The organism is Castellaniella sp. S9 (genome assembly GCF_027257175.1).
Taxonomy (GTDB): domain Bacteria; phylum Pseudomonadota; class Gammaproteobacteria; order Burkholderiales; family Burkholderiaceae_B; genus Castellaniella.
This window is the reverse complement of the sequence record NZ_JAPFGD010000005.1, coordinates 374,933-392,446: the sequence shown is the minus strand read 5'-3', so window position 1 is coordinate 392,446 and position 17,514 is coordinate 374,933. Positions and strand designations below refer to the sequence as shown.

16 protein-coding genes, 1 tRNA gene and 2 pseudogenes are annotated in these 17,514 nt (G+C 62.7%); 6 read left to right on the top strand and 13 right to left on the bottom strand.

The features are described 5' to 3' along the window. Positions 1-134: 134 nt before the first annotated feature. Positions 135-581: pseudogene (locus OOZ48_RS10880) on the bottom strand (integrase core domain-containing protein); the annotation flags it as partial. A 155-nt stretch (positions 582-736) separates the two neighbouring features. Here OOZ48_RS10880 and istA point away from each other — a divergent pair. Beyond that, positions 737-2,317 (top strand): IS21 family transposase, encoded by a 1,581-nt coding sequence (gene istA, locus OOZ48_RS10875; RefSeq protein ID WP_269498176.1) that lies wholly within the window; start codon positions 737-739, stop codon positions 2,315-2,317. Beyond that, positions 2,314-3,072 (top strand): IS21-like element helper ATPase IstB, encoded by a 759-nt coding sequence (istB, locus tag OOZ48_RS10870; RefSeq protein ID WP_269498175.1) that lies wholly within the window; start codon positions 2,314-2,316, stop codon positions 3,070-3,072. The genes istA and istB overlap by 4 nt, the downstream gene beginning before the upstream one ends. 131 nt (positions 3,073-3,203) lie before the next feature. Here istB and OOZ48_RS10865 read toward each other — a convergent pair. From OOZ48_RS10865 to OOZ48_RS10840, 6 genes and pseudogenes are all read right to left on the bottom strand, one after another. Then, positions 3,204-3,499 (bottom strand): annotated as a pseudogene (locus OOZ48_RS10865) (IS481 family transposase); the annotation flags it as partial. Positions 3,500-3,556: 57 nt separating this feature from the next. Further along, positions 3,557-3,862, bottom strand: coding sequence for an ArsR/SmtB family transcription factor (locus OOZ48_RS10860; RefSeq protein WP_036993197.1), 306 nt, complete (start codon positions 3,860-3,862; stop codon positions 3,557-3,559). 134 nt (positions 3,863-3,996) lie between these two features. Then, positions 3,997-4,980: an LLM class oxidoreductase gene (locus tag OOZ48_RS10855; RefSeq protein WP_036993199.1), complete on the bottom strand. Its 984-nt coding sequence runs from the start codon at positions 4,978-4,980 to the stop codon at positions 3,997-3,999. Positions 4,981-5,046: 66 nt separating this feature from the next. Continuing rightward, on the bottom strand, positions 5,047-6,171 hold the full coding sequence (locus tag OOZ48_RS10850) for an alkene reductase (RefSeq protein WP_269498171.1): 1,125 nt from the start codon (positions 6,169-6,171) through the stop codon (positions 5,047-5,049). 165 nt (positions 6,172-6,336) lie between these two features. After that, entirely contained in the window at positions 6,337-6,567 is a 231-nt protein-coding gene (locus OOZ48_RS18545) for an aldehyde dehydrogenase family protein (protein ID WP_066694822.1), read from the bottom strand. Between the two features lie 183 nt (positions 6,568-6,750). After that, a complete protein-coding gene (locus OOZ48_RS10840) occupies positions 6,751-8,175 on the bottom strand; it encodes an aminotransferase-like domain-containing protein (RefSeq protein WP_269498169.1) in 1,425 nt (474 codons plus the stop codon). 264 nt (positions 8,176-8,439) lie between these two features. On the opposite strand from OOZ48_RS10840, the gene OOZ48_RS10835 reads away from it, so the two are divergent. Continuing rightward, positions 8,440-9,330, top strand: coding sequence for a LysR family transcriptional regulator (locus tag OOZ48_RS10835; RefSeq protein WP_269498167.1), 891 nt, complete (start codon positions 8,440-8,442; stop codon positions 9,328-9,330). A 24-nt stretch (positions 9,331-9,354) separates the two neighbouring features. Here OOZ48_RS10835 and OOZ48_RS10830 read toward each other — a convergent pair whose 3' ends face one another. Then, positions 9,355-9,648 carry a helix-turn-helix domain-containing protein gene (locus OOZ48_RS10830; RefSeq protein WP_003460387.1) on the bottom strand — a complete coding sequence of 98 codons (294 nt, stop codon included), beginning with the start codon at positions 9,646-9,648 and terminating at the stop codon, positions 9,355-9,357. A 106-nt stretch (positions 9,649-9,754) separates the two neighbouring features. On the opposite strand from OOZ48_RS10830, the gene OOZ48_RS10825 reads away from it, so the two are divergent. Continuing rightward, positions 9,755-10,396, top strand: a complete 642-nt coding sequence (locus OOZ48_RS10825) for a substrate-binding domain-containing protein (protein WP_269498165.1) — start codon at positions 9,755-9,757, stop codon at positions 10,394-10,396. 55 nt (positions 10,397-10,451) lie between these two features. Here the strand turns inward: OOZ48_RS10825 and OOZ48_RS10820 are convergent, their stop codons facing one another. Both OOZ48_RS10820 and OOZ48_RS10815 read right to left on the bottom strand, forming a co-directional pair. Then, a complete protein-coding gene (locus OOZ48_RS10820) occupies positions 10,452-12,392 on the bottom strand; it encodes a tyrosine-type recombinase/integrase (protein WP_269498164.1) in 1,941 nt (646 codons plus the stop codon). Positions 12,393-12,618: 226 nt separating this feature from the next. Further along, positions 12,619-12,694 (bottom strand) — tRNA-Gly (locus OOZ48_RS10815). Positions 12,695-12,953: 259 nt separating this feature from the next. On the opposite strand from OOZ48_RS10815, the gene murB reads away from it, so the two are divergent. Beyond that, complete coding sequence (gene murB / locus OOZ48_RS10810; protein WP_269498163.1) at positions 12,954-13,970, top strand: UDP-N-acetylmuramate dehydrogenase; 1,017 nt, start codon at positions 12,954-12,956, stop codon at positions 13,968-13,970. 5 nt (positions 13,971-13,975) lie between these two features. Here murB and dapB read toward each other — a convergent pair whose 3' ends face one another. Together dapB and OOZ48_RS10800 are read right to left on the bottom strand one after the other, a co-directional pair. Continuing rightward, the gene (gene dapB, locus OOZ48_RS10805) at positions 13,976-14,767 is read right to left on the bottom strand and encodes a 4-hydroxy-tetrahydrodipicolinate reductase (protein ID WP_269498162.1); all 792 of its coding nucleotides are present in this window, start codon (positions 14,765-14,767) and stop codon (positions 13,976-13,978) included. Between the two features lie 4 nt (positions 14,768-14,771). Then, entirely contained in the window at positions 14,772-15,188 is a 417-nt protein-coding gene (locus OOZ48_RS10800) for an outer membrane protein assembly factor BamE (protein ID WP_442867573.1), read from the bottom strand. A 223-nt stretch (positions 15,189-15,411) separates the two neighbouring features. On the opposite strand from OOZ48_RS10800, the gene fur reads away from it, so the two are divergent. Continuing rightward, a complete protein-coding gene (gene fur, locus OOZ48_RS10795; RefSeq protein WP_269498161.1) occupies positions 15,412-15,828 on the top strand; it encodes a ferric iron uptake transcriptional regulator in 417 nt (138 codons plus the stop codon). Between the two features lie 42 nt (positions 15,829-15,870). On the opposite strand, the gene recN is transcribed toward fur, so the two are convergent. Beyond that, positions 15,871-17,511, bottom strand: a complete 1,641-nt coding sequence (recN, locus tag OOZ48_RS10790) for a DNA repair protein RecN (protein ID WP_269498160.1) — start codon at positions 17,509-17,511, stop codon at positions 15,871-15,873. Positions 17,512-17,514 lie beyond the last annotated feature (3 nt).

Here is a 17,514-nt window from a genome sequence, read left to right as displayed (position 1 = left end):
AGATCGTTCGCCCGCTACTGCGTTGCAACGTCTTGCGAACTGCCTCTTCCTTGAAGGCCTGGCTGTATGTCGTCAAATTCATGTGGAGAACCCAAATTCGATGCGACAACTATGCTGACACGGGGGGCGTTGTTGTCGGTTTGTGCGCGATGGTTGGCGGCGAACAGCGCCGGTGGGGTGCGGCCACAACTACTGTGCGGACGAACCTCGTTGTAGTCCCGCCGCCAATCGGCGATTACCTCGCGAGCCTGGGCCAACGATGTGAACCAGTGCTCGTTGAGGCATTCATCGCGGAACTTGCCGTTGAAGCTCTCGATGTAGCCGTTCTGCATGGGCTTGCCGGGTTCGATCAGGATGTGTTCGACGCCATGCTGCTGCGCCCAGGTGATGAAGGCGCGGCTGGTGAATTCCGGACCATTGTCCGTGCGCACGGCACGGGGATAGCCGCGGAAGCAGGCGATCTGCTCCAGCACGCGCACCACGTAGGCACCGCTGATGCCATGATCCACCGCGATATCCACGCACTCGTGGGTGAAGTCGTCGGCGACGGTCAGGCACTTGATGCAGCGGCCATTGGCCAACCCCGGCGGCCACCCAAACTGCCCCACTTATGGCCACCCAAACTGCTCCACTCTGGCCGCGGTGATCTGACGCATTGAGCATGGTGCGTCGGGCGCCGTGAGTCCCGACCCGGCAGGACGTTACTTTCGCTCCCTTATCCCGAGGGAGCCCGAGGTTGAACGTCTTGAAGCCACATCTACAAACCACCATCTGGACGCTGCTCAAGGGCGGCGCCACCCAACGCGAGATCGAACGCATCACCGGCATCTCGCGCCACACCATCCGCTCGTATCAGCAACGCTTTGCCGCCGACCCAGCAAACTGCCCCGGGGTGGCCACCGACTCTCCCATCCAAACTGCTCCACCCTGGCCACCGACCCTGACGCCGGTTGCAACACCGGTGGCCACCTCCAGGTGCGAACCCCACCGCGCCTTCATCGACGCCCAGTTGCGCCTGGGCCGCAACGCCACCGCCATCTACCAAGACCTGGTCGACCTTCACGGCTTCGATGGCGCGTACAACTCCGTCAAACGCTTCGCGGCACAACTGCGCCACAAGGAACCCGAGCAGTTCGATCGCCTCTCGTTTGCCCCGGGTGAAGAGATGCAGGTCGACTACGGCGAGGGCGCGCCCACCCGGGTACCCGGCACCGAGCGCTGGCGCAAACCCCGCCTGTTCGTGGCCACGCTGCGTTACTCGCGGCGCAGCTTTCGCCGCGTGGTCTGGAATTCCGGCCAGCAGATCTGGGCCGAGCTGCACGAGCAGGCCTGGCGCTACTTCGGTGGGTCTGCCCGGTATGTCGTGCTGGACAACCTCAAGGAAGGCGTCTTGAAGCCCGACCTGTACGAGCCCGCTCTCAACCCGGTCTATGCCGCCACGCTGGCCCACTACGAGGTGGTGGCCGACCCGGCTCGGGTGCGAGACCCCAATCGCAAAGGGACGGTAGAACACGCCATCGCCCACACCCAGGCCACCGCGCTCAAGGGCCGGCGCTTCGAGAGCATCGAGGAGCAGAACGCCTTCCTGGAACACTGGGAAGTGAAGTGGGCAGCGTCTCGCATCCACGGTGCCGAACGCCGCCAGGTGCAGGCCATGTTCGAGGAGGAGCGCGCACACCTGCAGCCGCTGCCGATCACCGGCATGTCGTACTTCACCGAGGTGCAGCGCACGGTCTGCGACGACAGCTGTGTGCGCATCGAGCACAGCAGCTATGCCGCGCGCCCCGCACCCATTGGCGCCAAGGTGCTGGTGCGGATCTTCGAGCGGCGCATCGAAATTCGGGACTTGCGCACCCAGGCCTTGCTGCGCACCCACGCCCGGGTGGATCGGCCCGGCACCGTGGTGTTGCCCATGGCCGAGCGCGTGTTCAACCCCTCGCGTGAGACCCGTTTCATTCTCAGCCAGGCCCAGGCCATCGGCCCTCAGGCGGCACGGCTGTGCGAGATGCTGTTTGCCATCGAAGGCCGGGTGGGTCAGCGCAAGCTCTGGGGCATCGTCAACCTGGCACGGCGCTACCCACACCGGTTCATCGACGCAGCCTGCGAGGCGGCCATGGAACAAGGCGTGCACAGCTACCGCCACGTCAAGGCGCTGACCGAGCGGCTCGTGGCCGATGCCTTGGCTGCCCTGGAGGCCGACGCCCCGACACCAGCGCTCACCCAACAACACGCGCTCATTCGCAGCGCTGACGAGTACGGCGATCTCTTTGCCCACGCCGCCACCGCCACCCAATCCCTTGAGAGCGCCCAGCCATGAACATGATCGAGATCGAACGCGCCCTGCGCGAGCTGCGCCTGTCTGGCATTGCCGAGACCCTGTCGACCCGTGTGATGCAGGCTCATGCCGCCCAGCAGCCCTTCCTGGAGACCTTCTCCGCTATGCTCCAGGACGAACTGGACCGGCGCCGCTCTCGCTTGACCGAGCGCCGCTTCAAGCGCTCGGGTCTGGATGAGCGGCCCTCGCTGGCGGACTTCGACTGGCGTTTCAATCCGAAGCTTCCGCGCAGCGCCTGCTTCGAGTTGCACACCCTGAAGTTCATCGGCGAGGGCGCCAACGCGCTGATCATTGGCAAGCCCGGCACCGGCAAGAGCCATGTTGCCAAGGCCGTGGCCTACCAGGCCACGCTGCAGGGATACGACGTGCGTTACGTGGAGGCCGACACCGAGTTCGCCCACTACGGGCTGGCCAGCACACAAGAACAGGCCGAACAGCTCAAGAGCTGGATCGAGCCCGACCTGCTGGTGCTGGACGATCTGTTCCTGGCCCGGCGCATCGCCGATGTGAGTGCCGAGTTGCTGCAGGCCATCGTGCACCAGCGCTACAAGTTGCGCCGCGCCATCGTCATCACCTCCAACCGCGTGGTGCAGGACTGGGGCAAATACCTGGGCGACGCCACCATGGCCACCACCATCCTGGACCGACTCATGCACCGCTGCGCGATGCTGGAGTTCGAGGGAAAGAGCTACCGTTTGAAGGAGGCCGCCTCACGCATCACCGCCACGCCCGTATAGTCACCATCCGACCGTCCTGTCTGGAGCAGTTTGACCGGCCATAAGTGGAGCAGTTTGGGGTGGCCATCGGGGGGCAGCGAGGCCCTCTCTAACGCATGAAAATCAATCACTCCTACGCTATCCGGTATTCGTAAAGGAGGGAGGGTTTCACGCAGATGCACCAGCAGGTCGTCCAAGGGAAGCAGGGTGCGGCGCCTGAAATCGACCACCATCGCTTCTTCAGCATCCGAGAGCCGGACGCTACATGGTTTGGCAGGCCCCATGGGTTTGTCTGTTGTCGTCGAGCGCGAACCCCACTTGGCTACGGTCTTGACGTTCAGTCCGTAGCGGGCGGCAAGGGCGCGCGTCGACTCTTGCGACGCTTGGAGCTCGGCTCGAACTCGCGGGGCGGTGTTGTGCGGGCTGAGCCATGAAGACCTGTTGCCATAGCGCATCCTCCTGATGAGGGCTCAAGAATGCACCATGACTTCGTGGGACTGCACACCTAGATTCTTTCTTGCAGCGCCTTGAGGAAGGCATCGATATTCTCATCGTGGCGTTTGTAGTAGGTCCAAGGGCCGATCCGCTGCGATGTCACCAATTGCGCGCGCTGTAGAGCTGCGAGATAAAGCGATGTCGTTGACTGCGAGAGGCCCGTGCGCTCTTGGATGATACTGACGCACACGCCTACCGTTTCTGGGTCGACCTCCTGCCCGGGAAAGGCTGTCCTGGGATCCTTGAGCCAATTGAGGATGGTAAGGCGCATCGGGTTCGCCAATGCTTTCAGGGCTTCGTTGACGTCAATAGTCATGAATTTTTTATACCTACTCTTCCGATATCTGGATATCTTCCTGATTCACGCAGCAAATTGGAAGGCTTCACCATGATCTCCGCGCCTGCCCTTCGCAGTGATGGGCAGGCTTGGACTGGAATCCTATTGTCCTGTCAGGTAGGACTATCGGACACCTGTGCGCCGAATTGCGGGACGATATGTTTGCCAAGTTCCTCGATAACCTCTGCTGCGGGGCGTTTACCATACTTGAGGTTCAGGATGACGTGATCTACACCGATTTCCTGAAGTGTATCCAGCAAGGCCAGAAGATGGTTACGTCCCAGTCGAAATCCTAGATGGATAGGCGAGGGCGGCGTGGATGGGTGTTCGTCCAGGTCGATATACAGCGATTGCAAGAACGGCTTGTAGATAGTGCCACATTGTTTAGCCGTTTCCTGTCGCCAATCTTCCACGATGAGTCGCTGTATTTTTGGCGGACGTGGATAGTTGATCCATCCATGGCTTTCACGCGCGATCCAATCGAGCGACTGGCGGCTATGTCCGGTTACGAATAGCGGTATTTCCCGAGTCGTAGGTTTGGGAACGAGATCGGCCCCCAGTAACTCACCGTGACTCCAGCGAATGGGCTCGAAGTGTGTTCGATGGGCTTGGCGTATCACATTGAGGTTTTCTTGAAAGGTCTCGCCGCGCTGTTCTGGATCAACGCTGAATGCGGGAAACTCCACGGGACGATCGCCAGAGGCTACTCCCAGGAGCAAGCGACCTCCACTTAACTGATCAATGCTCGCTGCGGCCTTTGCCGTGTGCAAGGGATTACGCAAAGTAAGGGCGATGGAGGCGGTGCCTAGTGCGATTTTTGTTGTATGGGCTGCCATGTAGCCCAGATACACCCAAGGGTCGAAAACCTGGCCGACATCGCCGAAGCTTGGGTCCCTGAGCGGCACGTCGCGAAACCAGAGCGCCGAAAAACCAAGTGCCTCTGCACGTTTGGCCAGCGCGACCTGATCCAGCATGCGCGGTGTGTCACCCTCGAAAGCCTCCAGGGGAAAGAACAGCCCAAGGCTTAGATGACCCTGCCTGAAGGTCCGTTTGAATCCCCTATGCTCTTGGTAGGGAGTCGTGCTCGGTTGGTACATGCTTAACTTCCTCGGTCAGCAAACGCTGAGCCACGCCCCTGAGTTATGGGGCGTGGCACTGAGCGCTTAGGGTGTGTAAGTAGGGTAGTCGGTGTAGCCCTTATCGGTACCGCCGTACATGCTGCTTGGATCAAGTGGGTTAAGCGGCCAGTTGTTGGCGATACGCGCGGGCAGGTCGGGGTTCGCAATGAAGGGGCGACCAAAAGCGATCAGGTCGGCCCAGCCAGCTTTTATCACGCGATTTCCTCGTTCAGCGGTGTACTTGCCGGCATAGAGAATCTTGCCGCTGAAGGTCTTACGAACAGCTTCCCGGAACGTCTCGGGCAGCTCGGGTGCGTTTTCCCAATCGGCTTCAGCGAGCGACAGGTAGGCAATGCCCACTTCCTCGAGGATCTTCACTGCCTCGATGTAGGTTTGGTGAGGATCTTCTTCGACCAGGCCGAGGTAGACGCGGTCTTCGTCTGTGGTCGCGAACAGCGGGGCGAAGCGAACGCCAACGCGCTCCTTGCCGACCACACCAGCAACGGCGAGGGTGATTTCGCGCAGGAAGCGAAGACGGTTCTGCAGCGAACCGCCATATTCATCATCACGCTGGTTGGTATGCGCCGAAATGAACTGGTTTACCAGGTACCCATTCGCGCAGTGAAGCTCCACCCCGTCAAAACCTGCGTCCAAAGCATTTCGGGCTGCTTGGGCGTACAGCTCAACCAGTTCCTTTACCTCCTTGGTGGACAGGGCTCGTGGGGTCGAAGGGTCGGCCAGTGTACCCGTGCCGGGGCCAGTTTCGATGAACACCTTGACGATGTCCGCGCGGATGGCTGATGGCGCCACGGGCGCTTCGCCACCGGGTTGCAGCGATGTGTGCGACACGCGGCCTACATGCCAAAGTTGAGCAAAGATCACCCCTCCTTCGGCGTGAACAGCGTCGGTGACCTTACGCCAGCCTTGTATCTGTTCCGGGCTATGAATGCCGGGTGTCCAGGCATAACCCTGTCCTCGGGGTTCAATCTGTGTGCCCTCGGTCACCATGAAGCCAGCACCGCTGCGCTGACGGTAATAGGTAGCCATCAGGTCGTTCGCAATATTGCCGGGTTGGGAGCTGCGCGAACGCGTCAGTGGCGGCAGAACGATACGGTTCTTGAGGGTGTATGGGCCCAGCTGAGTGGTTTTGAAAAGTTCTGATTGTGTCACTTCATTTACCTGCATATCTAAATTAATAGATGTCATAAGTCAAAGAACATGGATCAACGAGGTCAGAAGAGCCTAGCGGTGCTTCGTTGAGGCTGACGTAGATATTCTTCTTCTGGCTGTAGGCTTCCAGCATTGACTTGTGAGTTTCCCGTACTAGGCCAGATTTCATATAGCCACCAAAGGGGCATGGGCAGGGATCTCATGATAGGTATTTACCCACATACGTCCGGTTTCCACCGCGCGTGCCAAACGTAACGCACGGTTGATGTCTTGAGTCCAGACTGCACCGGCTAGGCCGTACTCGGAGTCGTTGGCCATGGCGATGACCTCTGCTTCATCCTTGAAAGGAATCACGCACTGAACAGGGCCGAAAATTTGCTCGTAGGCTACGCGCATATCGTTGCGAATACCGGCCAGGGAAGGTGATTCGGATGGGTATCGCTGGAATCTTTCATAGGGCTACCTCCTGAGGTTTCTAGCGCGGGCTACGAGTCAATACTATTCGCGATATCTGCATATGTCAATATGTCGCTACTGTTCCCGGCACCTATGCATATTTTTCCGAGGTCGAGCAGTTCGTTAGACGATCACAGACCTTGCAGTAGCTACGTCGGCAAAGCCAAGAATTTCAGAGAGCTTTTCCAGCGCAGTCGTCAAGCTTGCTTGGTCGCTGGCGCCTCCAAGGGAAAGGCGAATGGCGTTGGGTGCCGGCTCTTGTACGCAGAAGGCATCGGAGTTCGCTACGCCCAGTCCCTGTTCTTGGGCGGTCTGGATCAATCGGTACTGAGCGAGCTTCTCGGGCAAGGCTAGCCAGAGGTGCAACCCGTGCGGGTGCGCATGCAGGATGCCCGGCAGAATCCGTGCGGCAAGCTTTTGGCGCTGCTCGAGCTCACGCCTGATCTTCTGCAACATCTCGCGCGCCTGACCGTTGCGAACCCAACTGGTGGTCATTAAAACCATGCTCTGGCTGGTCATCAAAGTAATGGCGCGCAGCGCATCCAGCATCGGCTCCATGGGCCTTGCCTCGGGCATGACGACATAGGCGGTTCGCAAGCCAGGCGCGAGACATTTCGAAAGCGTAGAGATATAGAAGACCGCCACCTTCGCGGAGCGTCCCGCCAGCGTTGCCAGCGGCGGCGGTGCGTCGCCTGCCAGGAGCCAGTACGGATCATCCTCGATGACTGCAGTCCCGTATCGAGAGGCAACCGCGTAGATCGCCTCGCGCCGTTCGACGGACATGGTCGTGGCGGTTGGGTTGTGGATGGTGGGAACAAGGTAAATGAACCTTGGACTCTGCGTTTTACACACCCTGTCTAGGTCGTCGGGACGCATGCCTTCGTGATCTGCAGCCACCGAGACAACGGTTCGTTGTAGCACACGGCCTGCGGCTAAAAGTCCTGGGTACGTCAGGTTCTCCGCGGCAATCACGTCGCCAGGCTGCGAATAGGCTAGCAGAATCGCACTCAGCGCCGATTGAGCCCCCGGACACACCAGGATTCTGTCGGGGCTGATGCGTCCCAACACTGGTTCCAACCAAGTTGCCGCCGCCTCGCGATCGGTCTTCGAGCCGGCACCGACGTGATAGCTCATCAAGGTGCCATCACTGAGCTGTTCCTGGGCGTACGCCATGCCCGTCTGTATCATCCGTCCGAATGCATCGCTACCCAACAGAGGGGGGATGTTCATACCGAGGTCGACGGTTTGATCCCTCTCAGCCAACGAGTTGGCGATGTAAGACCCGCCGGCGCCGTGAGCATCGAGCAGCCCCGCATGACGCACTTCGGTGTACGCGCGCGTCACCGTTGTTAGGTCGACACCCATCGTCTGCGCCAGGTCGCGCTGCGGCGGCAGCCGATCTCCTGGGCGCAACACCCCATCTCGTACCGCATCAACGATCTGGCGGGCTATCTGCTGGTAGCGCGCCCCGGCCCCGTCCTGGAAAGGCTGAATCCAGGCTTTGTTCGCCTTCTTGAGCTTACGACCTAACTGCGGATTGTTGTTCATGGGTGAAATCTTGCCCCCTTTTTAGTTCCAATCCATGCAAACTTACCATACAATACTGTCGTTGCATGGATGCCTCTGGATTGTTGTATGGATACGAGCTCGCACGAGCGGCCTCAACTGACTGATTTTACCTTCCATGCAATACCGCGTACAGGCGCATTCAAGCCGACATGTACGCCTACGTTTGGTGGCACATCACTTCGAGAAGGTCTGGGCATGATGAAAACTTGCTGGAACCGTATCCGCTAACGTGTAGATCACAACATGGACTTGCGACACTTACGTTGCTTTCTAGTTCTGGCCGAGGAGTTACATTTCACGCGGGCTGCCGAGCGCTTGCATATCGAACAGCCCCCTTTGTCTCGAGCCATCAAAGAGCTTGAGGAAGATTTGGGTGTTCTGCTTTTCGATCGGAACCGCCGAGGAACCGTGCTGACCTCAGCAGGCGCGACATTCTTGCAGGACGTTCGCAGGCTATTCACCATCTTGGAACAGGCGCGTGAGAACGCCAAGGCCGTCGGTTCTGGCTTGCGAGGGAGCATCCGCATCGCTATCTCGGACGGGGCAATCGATCCTCGGCTGTCGGCCTTTCTCGCACGTTGCCGCGTAGAGGAGCCGGAGATCGAAATCCGCCTATCCGAACTGCCTTTGGCCGATAATTTGCGTGGCCTGCGGTCTGGCGACTTCACGATTGGGTTCGCGCATACGGCGGATGTCGGTGAGGGCATTGTTGCCGAACCCATGTGGCATGACCCGCTGGTGATCGCAGTGCCAGCGCGGCACGAGCTGCTCGCCCACAAGGAGGTCCCTCTTCATGAACTGGGGAGTCACCCACTTGTGTTGTGTGATCCGCACGTATGCGAGGGCTATTGCCGTGAACTGGCACGCCTTCTTCGGTCGCTGGAACAAGAGCCCAATGTTGTGGAGCATGTGTCCTCACTGGACATGATGCTCACTCTTGTCGGCGCAGGCTTCGGCGTCGGTTTCACCACGGAGACCAGAATCGCATCCTGCCAACGGCCGGACGTGGTGATCCGTCCGTTGGCGCTGGCTTCAGCCGTGATCACGACCTACCTGCTTCGGCCTAGTGACGACAGCCTGCCGGCTCCGCTGGAGCGATTTATCGTTCGCCTACGCACCCATTTCGGTGGCTAACAAAGCTGCCCGCTGGAAATCCGCTCAAGAATCTGGGCCGAGACCAATATTGCGCTCTGTTGCAGTCATCAGTTCAGCAGAACTTATCCTGAGCGCAGTGGCTACTTTCAGTATCAGGGCCAGCGTGGGCATATGCTCTCCACGCTCGATTTTTCCCATGTGCGAGCGCTCAATGCCGGCCAAAGAGGCAAGCTCTTCTTGAGCGATCCCTCGGCCCATACGAGCGGCACGCACCGCTTGACCGAAAGCCTGTGCCGGCTCGGCTTTATAGGTGGTTGTGCCAGGGGGGCGGCCCCGTTGAACGCTACGCTTCTGCATTGGCAGAAGCGTCAAGCAATCAATGAAACTTAACCACGTTAAACTTAACTCTTTTGGTTATCATGTTGGCTCGCCTTTTTAACCCGATTGCTTATTGGGGGCTCTTATGCACGACGCCACCAGCCAGTTATCCCGCTTCAGGCTTGCTATCGCGCCGGGCGTACCGTCATCGCAACTTTCGCAGCTATTTGCGCTACAACGCGCGGAAGAGCCAGACATCACCCTCGCAATTTTTGAAGTCACGGGCGACGATCTGTATGAGGGCCTTCGAGAAGGCCGCTACGACGCAGGGGTGACGCTTCAGGGATTGAATGATCCGTCTCTAGCGAGTCAACCGTTGTGGACCGAGAACATGGCTGTCGCCGTGCCGCTGTGCTCCCCGTTGCTCGCCCATACCAAGCTCACGAGCGCCGAGTTGGTGCACTATCCTGTGTTTCGCTGGCAAGCAGAAACCTGCCCCCTGCTGGATCAGCGGCTATCTGCCCTCGTGCCCGTGGACGAGCAGAACATTCAGCGCGTGACTTCCTTCGAGATGATGGCGCTCTGGGTCGCGGCCGGCTATGGCATCGGGCTGTCCGCACAGCCCCGCATCCAACGAGCTTCTGGATGGGGAATCGGGATGCGAGCGCTATCCGATGGCCCTTACGAAGTCGTGACGCACCTGCAGCGACCCAGCGGACACGTCAACCCTGTGTCTGAGCGGTTCGAGCGGAGAGCGCTACAGGTCGCCCGAGCGAGCGTAGCCTGAGCCGGCAGCCAATGGCCGGGGCAACCCCGGCCATTGGGTCTTATAGTGCCGACGTTTAAGCCCCTTCAAGCACCGCAGCGCTATCCATCAGCCGGCGAACGCTCTGCCGAACCTCGTCGGGAACAGGCCGCGGCGAGATAGCCTCGGGAGCATCCGCATCCTGTTGGCTGCCTGTGATGACCTGGACGACCACACCCAGGTTGCTCGGCGTCACCATATCGATGGCGGCGCGGTCGCCCAGGTCCGGATGTGGCCGGGTCAACATGCGGTAAAGCTCCCACGAATCCGCCTGCGGGCACTGGGTCATGAGCACTCGGGCCAGCTTGTGCTTGAGCGGCACCAATTGCCAGTCGGGAACACGCTGCCCCCGATTGCCCAGGCTGATGGATAGCAGCTTGCCCGCCTTCAGCTCGCGGTTGATCTGGTCCTTGGACTTCCCGGCCAGCTTGCCGAACAGGGGGACCGGCAGATTGTTCGGTGACTCGTACATGGCCAGCATTTCCTCGCGCTCGCGCTGGATTGCGGAGATTTCCGGCTCCGGTGCGTGGGTCGGAGGCGGCGGCACCTGCGACAGCCGCTGGAACGTGATCCCGCCACTGTTCGGGGTCACGACAATAGGCGTGGCCACCACGGGTGGGACGCTGGGAGAAGCGGGCTCGATCATCGTGGGAGGCGCGCCCACTGCTTCCTCCACTTCCGCCATCGCCGGCACCCCGTCGATACGGATAGTCAGGTGCGCGCTCGCGGCTTCCACTTGGCCCTGTTCGAGCAGGTCGAGGCGATCAGCCCAGTCCTGCATCATGCGGCGGCGCGGTTCCACGTACTTGGCGTGGTTGTAGGCCGAACTCACCTTGTTGGGGTCGGAGTGCGAAAGCTGCGCATCCACCCAAATCTTCGGGTAGCCGATCTCGTTGAGCGCCGTCGAGATGGTGCCGCGAATGCCGTGGCCGGTCAGGCGCCCCTCATAGCCCATGAACTGCACTGCCTTGTTGAGGGTGTTCTCGCTGATGCGTTTCTTGAGTTCACTGCGATGCGACAGCAGGTACTTCTGCGCCGGCCGCATCACGCCCAAGAGGTAGCGCACGATCTCGATGGCCTGCAGGGACAGTGGCACGATGTAGGGCGGCACGTCCTGCGGCCGCTTGCCAGCCTTGCGCATTTCGTCCTGGAGCTGCTTGACGACCTGCGGCGGAATGATCCACAGGCCGCGGTCAAGGTCGAACTGTTCAGGTTCGGCCAACCGCAGTTCGCCCGTGCGTACCCCCGTCAGGAACAGTAGCCGGACGCCAAGCTGAGTCTGCCAGCCGCGCGGGTTGTAGAGCCGGAGCTTCTGAAGGAACTCGGGCATCTCGGGCAGATGGAGATAAGGATTGTGGGCCACCGGAGGCTTGGGTTCGGCCACCACGTCCAGGTCGGCGGCCGGGTTGACCTCCAGCCCCTCGGCGATGACCAGGGCATAGCGGAACATCTGGTTGAACCAGGTACGGACCTTCTCGGCGGTGGTGAACGCCTTGCGCTTCTCGATCGCCGCCAGGACGCCCAGGAGCTGGGGCCGGCGAATGTCGTAGATGGACATCTTCCCCAGGGTGGGTAGCACGTCCTTGTTGAAGATACGCAGGATCTGCGAAAGCGTACTTTGGCGGCCTTCCTTGAGTTCCTTGCGGCGATGCTCGACCCAGGCATCGAAGACGTTCTTGAAGGTGTATTCGCCGGCCAGCTTGGCCGCATGCCGACGCTGATCGCGTTCGATTTGGGGATCGATCCCCCTGGCGAGCAGGGCCTGGGCCTTGTCCCGCTCGGCGCGGGCCTCGCGCAGACTGATGGCGGGATAGCCGCCCAGGGCCATGCGCTTTTGCTTGCCCAGCCAGGAGTAGCGGAATATCCACGACTTGCCGCCTGCGACAGAGACCATCAGGCTCAGGCAGTCGTTATCGTAGAGGGTGTAGCGTTTGCCGGTGGTCTTAGCCTGCCGGACGATCAGATCAGAGAGTGCCATTTCGAGGCTCCTAAGTAATGACTTAGGCCCTATGCTCGTCATGGTCCCCGCTCAGTCCCAGCAACTATCCGGAAGCCGCCTCACCCGTATTCCTGTGCCTAGATTGGCGCCTAAAAAAGGCTGGCTGTGGGTGGATTTCCGTGGCGCTCGCTGGAATGAAAAAAGGGGCCGAAGCCCCTCTTTTCAACGACTTACAGACGTAAGTAGAAGTCTGTAGATCATAACTTGGAGCGGGAAACGAGTCTCGAACTCGCGACCTCAACCTTGGCAAGGTTGCGCTCTACCAACTGAGCTATTCCCGCGTTAGCTATCAAGCTAAGCCCTGCATTCTAATGCCGATTCCGACGTCTGTCAAGAAAACCTTGACCACTTCGGCCTTCCCAGGAACCCCATTTCCGCCGCCTGCAAGGCTGCGGCAAGGACCGGGAAAACCATCGTCACCGATGCAAGGAGGCGAATTCTAGCACGCGCGACGCCAGGCCTGTCAAACGCGCCTGGCGGCATCCGCCAGGCGTCCCACCGCATCCCCGCGTTATGCTTACGTTTTTGCCGCAAACTGGGATGCGCATGGCGCCGGACATCACCGAACAGGACCTCCGCAGCAGCAATACGCTGGGCCTGCCGGCGCGCGCCGCCGTGCTCCGCATCCGGGACGAGGCGCACGCCCTGGCGCTCAGTGCGCTGGCCGACGCGGGGCGCGAGGTTTTCGTGCTGGGGGGCGGCAGCAATGTGGTGATGCGCGAGCGCCCGCGCCACCTGGTGGCCCGGGTCGAGCTGCGTGGCGTCCGCCTGCTGCGCGAGGATGATGAGGCCTGGGAGGTGGAGGCCGCCGCCGGCGAGTCCTGGCATGCGTTCGTGGACGAATGTCTGCGCCGCGGCTGGCCGGGGCTCGAGAACCTGGCGCTGATTCCGGGGACGGTGGGCGCTGCGCCGGTGCAGAACATCGGCGCCTACGGGCTGGAGCTGGACCAGCGCCTGGCGGGCGTGACGGCCTGGGATATCCCGGCGGGGCGGCGGGTGGACTTGGCGCCCGGGGACTGCGGCTTCGCCTATCGCGACAGCCTGTTCAAGCGGATGGGGGCCGGGCGCTGGCTGATTCTGGCGGTGCGCTTTCGCCTGCCCAAGACGTGGCGGCCGGTGCTGGATTATCCGGACTTGCGATCGCATCCGGCGCTGGCCGGGGCGGCGACGCCACGCGCGGTGTTCGATGCGGTCTGCGCCGTCCGCCGGCGCAAGTTGCCCGATCCCGCCGTGCTGGGCAATGCGGGCAGTTTCTTCAAGAATCCGGTGGTGCCGGCGGCGGTGGCCGAGGATCTGCGTGCGCGATTCCCGGGCCTGCCCATGTATGCGCAGGCCGATGGCGGCCTGAAGCTCGCGGCCGGCTGGCTGATCGAACAGGCAGGCTGGAAGGGCAGGCGCCTGGGGCCGGTGGGCATGCATGAGCGCCAGGCGCTGGTGCTGGTCAATCACGGCGGGGCGGCGGCGGACGACGTGCTGCGCCTGTCCGAGGCCGTGCGCGAGGACGTGCTCGCGCGGTTCGGGGTGGCGCTGGAAAGGGAACCTGTGCTGCTGGACTGAGGCGCTCAGGTCGCCAGGACGTCCTGCATGTCGAACAGGCCGAATTCCTTGCGTGCGAGGTAGCGCGCGGCCCGCAGGCTGCCCTGGGCGTAGGTGGCGCGGCTGCTGGAGCGGTGGGTGATCTCGATGCGCTCGCCGGTGCCGCAGAAATACACGGTGTGGTCGCCGACGATGTCGCCGCCTCGCACCACCGAGAACCCGATGTGGCCGGTCTCGCGCACGCCGGTGTTGCCGTGGCGCGCCCAGTCGGCGACCTCGTCGAGGGACACGCCCCAGGCGCGGGCGACGGCCTCGCCCATGGCGAGGGCGGTGCCCGACGGGGCGTCGACCTTGTTGCGGTGGTGGGCCTCGAAGACCTCGACGTCGTAGCCGCTGTTGAGCAGGCGCGCGGCCATGTCCAGCAGTTTCAGCGTGGCGTTGACGCCGACGCTCATGTTGGGCGCGAACACGATGGCGGTCTTTTGGCTGGCGGCGCGTATGGCCTGCTTGCCGGCCGCGTCCAGGCCCGTGGTGCCGATGACGGCCTTGACGCCGTGGCGCACGCAGGCCTCGAGGTGGGCGAGGGTGCCCTCGGGGCGGGTGAAGTCGATCAGGCAATCGGCGCCGGCCAGCGCGTCCAGGTCGTCGGTGGTCCGCACGCCGGTGTCGCGCCCGAGGAAGGCGCCGGCGTCCTCTCCCAGCGAGGCCGCGCCCGGGCGCTCCAACGCAACGGTCAGTCGCAAATCGGCGGTGTCCAGCACGGCCTCGATCAGCATGCGGCCCATGCGCCCTCCGGCGCCCGCGATGGCAATACGCATTGGTTTACTCCTTTGACGCGTCCGGGCCTGTGTCGCCCGCCGGCGCGTTCGCCGCATCCTGGCCGGCGGCGCCATCGGGGCTGATGGCGTCCTTGCCGCTGTCGGCCTTCTGGAAGGGCTGGCGGTCGGGTTGCGGATCGCCGGACCAGCGCACGAGCTGGTCGTGTTCGAACCAGACGGTGAACTTGCGCAGCTCATCCTTGCCGTAGCCCGGCTGGTTGTAATAGGGGTAATCCCAGCGGTCGGCGTGCAGGGCGTCCTGCAGGGTCGGCGTGCCCAGGATGAAGCGCACCTGGTCGCGCGTCATGCCGACCTCGAGCTGGGCGATTTGTTCGGTGGTGATCCAGTTGCCTTGCTGGATGGTCGCCCGATAGGGAAAGCCCCAGTTGGTCGAGCCGCAGGCCGAGAGCGTGGCCGCCATGATGCCCGCGACCAGGCAGACCTGGATCCGGCGTAGGTGTTCGGTGGCTAGGATTCGCACAAATCTTCCCTGTGTCGAAGTGTGGGAGTACGGTTGGAACCCCCTAAAACCGCTATCATAAAGGTATTCGAACTTGCGCATCATAGCGCGGACCGCACCCGTGCATGCGCCGGGGGATTTTGGGCGGCTTGCCTTCCAGGGCATTACCCGGGATACTTCAACCATGAACGACCAGCTTGAACTCAAAAACATGGGTTTGAAGGCGACTTTTCCTCGCCTCAAGATCCTCGACATATTCCGCAAGGCGGAAGACCGGCACCACAGTGCCGAGGATATCTATCGCGCCCTGATCGCCGAGGATGTCGACATCGGCCTGGCCACCGTATACCGCGTCCTGACCCAGTTCGAACAGGCCGGCATCCTGATGCGCAGCCAGTTCGACGGCGGCAAGGCGGTGTTCGAACTCAACGACGGGGATCACCACGACCACCTGATCTGCACCAATTGCGGCACGGTGGTGGAATTCTCGGACCCCGAGATCGAAAAGCGCCAGCATCGCATCGCCAAGGACAATGGCTTTACGCTCGAAAGCCATACCGTCATGCTGTACGGCATTTGTCCCAAGTGCGCGACCAAATAACCGGATGGCACGTCCGGCGTTGACCCCGCCGGATGCCCGGCCCTAGGTTCCCAGCATCTCCCGCGCGTGCTTGCGGGTGGTGTCGGTGATCGTCAGCCCGCCCAGCATCCGGGCGATCTCGTCGACGCGGGCGGCTTCGTCCAGCGCCAGGATCGCCGTCGAGGTGGCGCCTTCCGTGGTCGACTTGCTGACCTGGAAATGGTGTGCCGCACAGGCGGCGACCTGCGGCAGATGGGTCACGCACAGCACCTGGTGGCGCTCGCCCAATTCCCGCAGCAGGCGGCCCACGACCTCGGCCACGGCGCCGCCGATGCCGGCGTCGACTTCGTCGAAGATCAGCGTGGGCACCCGCGCCGCGCGGCTGGCGATCACCGACAGCGCCAGCGAGATGCGGGCGAGTTCGCCGCCCGAGGCGACCTTGGCCAGCGGCCGCGGCGGTACGCCGGCATGGCCGGACACCAGGAATTCGACGGACTCCAGGCCGTGTGGGCCGGGCTTGGTCTCGTGCAGGGCGACCTCGAAGGTGCCGCCCGCCATGGCCAGGGCCTGCATGGCGCGCCCGACCTCGTTGCCCAGATGGTGGGCGGTGGCGGCGCGCGCCTGGCCGAGCTCGGTCGCCGCCTGCCGGTAGCGGGCCTCGGCCGCCCGGCGGGCGTCCTCGAGGGCCTCGAGATCGAGCGCGGCCTCGCCGGCGCGGGCCTGCTCGCGCAACCGTTCGTGCAGTTCCGGCAGGGCTTCGGGCTCGGTGTGGAAGCGCCGCGCCGCGTCGAACATGCGCGTCATGCGCTGCTCAGCACGGGATAGGGCATCGGGATCGGGTTCGAGCCGGTCGATGTACGCCGCGAGGCCGGACACGGCCTCGGCGCAGACGATGCGCGCGGATTCGATGGCCTGGCAGAATTCGTCCAGGGCGGGATCGTGACGCAGCAGGGGCTGGAGCGCATGCCGCGCGGCGTACAGGGCCTGGGCGGCGGAGCCCTGTTCGCCGTCCAGGGCCTCGATGGCCTGGCCGGCGCCTTCCAGCAGGGCCTGGGCGTGGGCGAGGCGCGCCTGGTGCGCGCACAGGTCCTGCCATTGGCCGGGCTGGGGGTCGATCTCGTCCAGGACGGCGAGGTCGCCGGCCAGGCGCTCGCGGGCCTGGGCCAGGTCCTCGGCGTTGCGCCGCGCATCCTCGAGGGCGGATTCCGCCGCGCGCCAGTCCTGCCAGGCCCCGGCCACCGTTCGCGCCAGCGCCTGGTGGCCGCCCTGCGCGTCCAGCAGCTCGCGCTGGCTGGCGGCCCGCAGCAGGCTTTGGTGGGCATGCTGCCCGTGGATGTCGACCAGCAAGGCGCCGACCTCGCGCAATTGGGCGAGGGTCGCGGGCGTGCCGTTGATGTAGGCCTTGCTGCGGCCCTGGCGGTCGATGACGCGACGCAGGATGAGCTCCGGCCCGTCCAGCGATTGTTCGGCCAGCCACGCGCCGACCGCCTCGGGGGCGTCGAACAGCGCGCTGATGTCGGTGCGCTGGGCGCCCTCGCGCAGCAGCGCGGCCTCGCCGCGCTCGCCCAGGGCGAGGGACAGGGCGTCGATGAGGATGGATTTGCCTGCGCCGGTCTCGCCCGAAAACACCGTGAAGCCGGCCTCGAAATCCAGGCTGGCCCGGGTGACGATGACGAAGTCGTTGATGTGCAGCTCGCGCAGCATGTC

What these genes read in the sequence shown, in the direction of transcription:
- OOZ48_RS10830 (WP_003460387.1), bottom strand. Translation starts at nt 9,648, where the DNA reads ATGCAGAAGCGTAGCGTTCAACGGGGCCGCCCCCCTGGCACAACCACC.
- OOZ48_RS18545 (WP_066694822.1), bottom strand. Translation starts at nt 6,567, where the DNA reads ATGCGCGTAGCCTACGAGCAAATTTTCGGCCCTGTTCAGTGCGTGATT.
- OOZ48_RS10800 (WP_442867573.1), bottom strand. Translation starts at nt 15,188, where the DNA reads ATGGCGGCCACGCTCTCGGCCTGCGGCTCGACCAACTGGGGCTTTCCC.
- OOZ48_RS10825 (WP_269498165.1), top strand. Translation starts at nt 9,755, where the DNA reads ATGCACGACGCCACCAGCCAGTTATCCCGCTTCAGGCTTGCTATCGCG.
- OOZ48_RS10860 (WP_036993197.1), bottom strand. Translation starts at nt 3,862, where the DNA reads ATGACTATTGACGTCAACGAAGCCCTGAAAGCATTGGCGAACCCGATG.
- recN (WP_269498160.1), bottom strand. Translation starts at nt 17,511, where the DNA reads ATGCTGCGCGAGCTGCACATCAACGACTTCGTCATCGTCACCCGGGCC.
- dapB (WP_269498162.1), bottom strand. Translation starts at nt 14,767, where the DNA reads ATGCGTATTGCCATCGCGGGCGCCGGAGGGCGCATGGGCCGCATGCTG.
- istB (WP_269498175.1), top strand. Translation starts at nt 2,314, where the DNA reads ATGAACATGATCGAGATCGAACGCGCCCTGCGCGAGCTGCGCCTGTCT.
- murB (WP_269498163.1), top strand. Translation starts at nt 12,954, where the DNA reads ATGCGCATGGCGCCGGACATCACCGAACAGGACCTCCGCAGCAGCAAT.
- OOZ48_RS10835 (WP_269498167.1), top strand. Translation starts at nt 8,440, where the DNA reads ATGGACTTGCGACACTTACGTTGCTTTCTAGTTCTGGCCGAGGAGTTA.
- OOZ48_RS10855 (WP_036993199.1), bottom strand. Translation starts at nt 4,980, where the DNA reads ATGTACCAACCGAGCACGACTCCCTACCAAGAGCATAGGGGATTCAAA.
- fur (WP_269498161.1), top strand. Translation starts at nt 15,412, where the DNA reads ATGAACGACCAGCTTGAACTCAAAAACATGGGTTTGAAGGCGACTTTT.
- OOZ48_RS10820 (WP_269498164.1), bottom strand. Translation starts at nt 12,392, where the DNA reads ATGGCACTCTCTGATCTGATCGTCCGGCAGGCTAAGACCACCGGCAAA.
- OOZ48_RS10840 (WP_269498169.1), bottom strand. Translation starts at nt 8,175, where the DNA reads ATGAACAACAATCCGCAGTTAGGTCGTAAGCTCAAGAAGGCGAACAAA.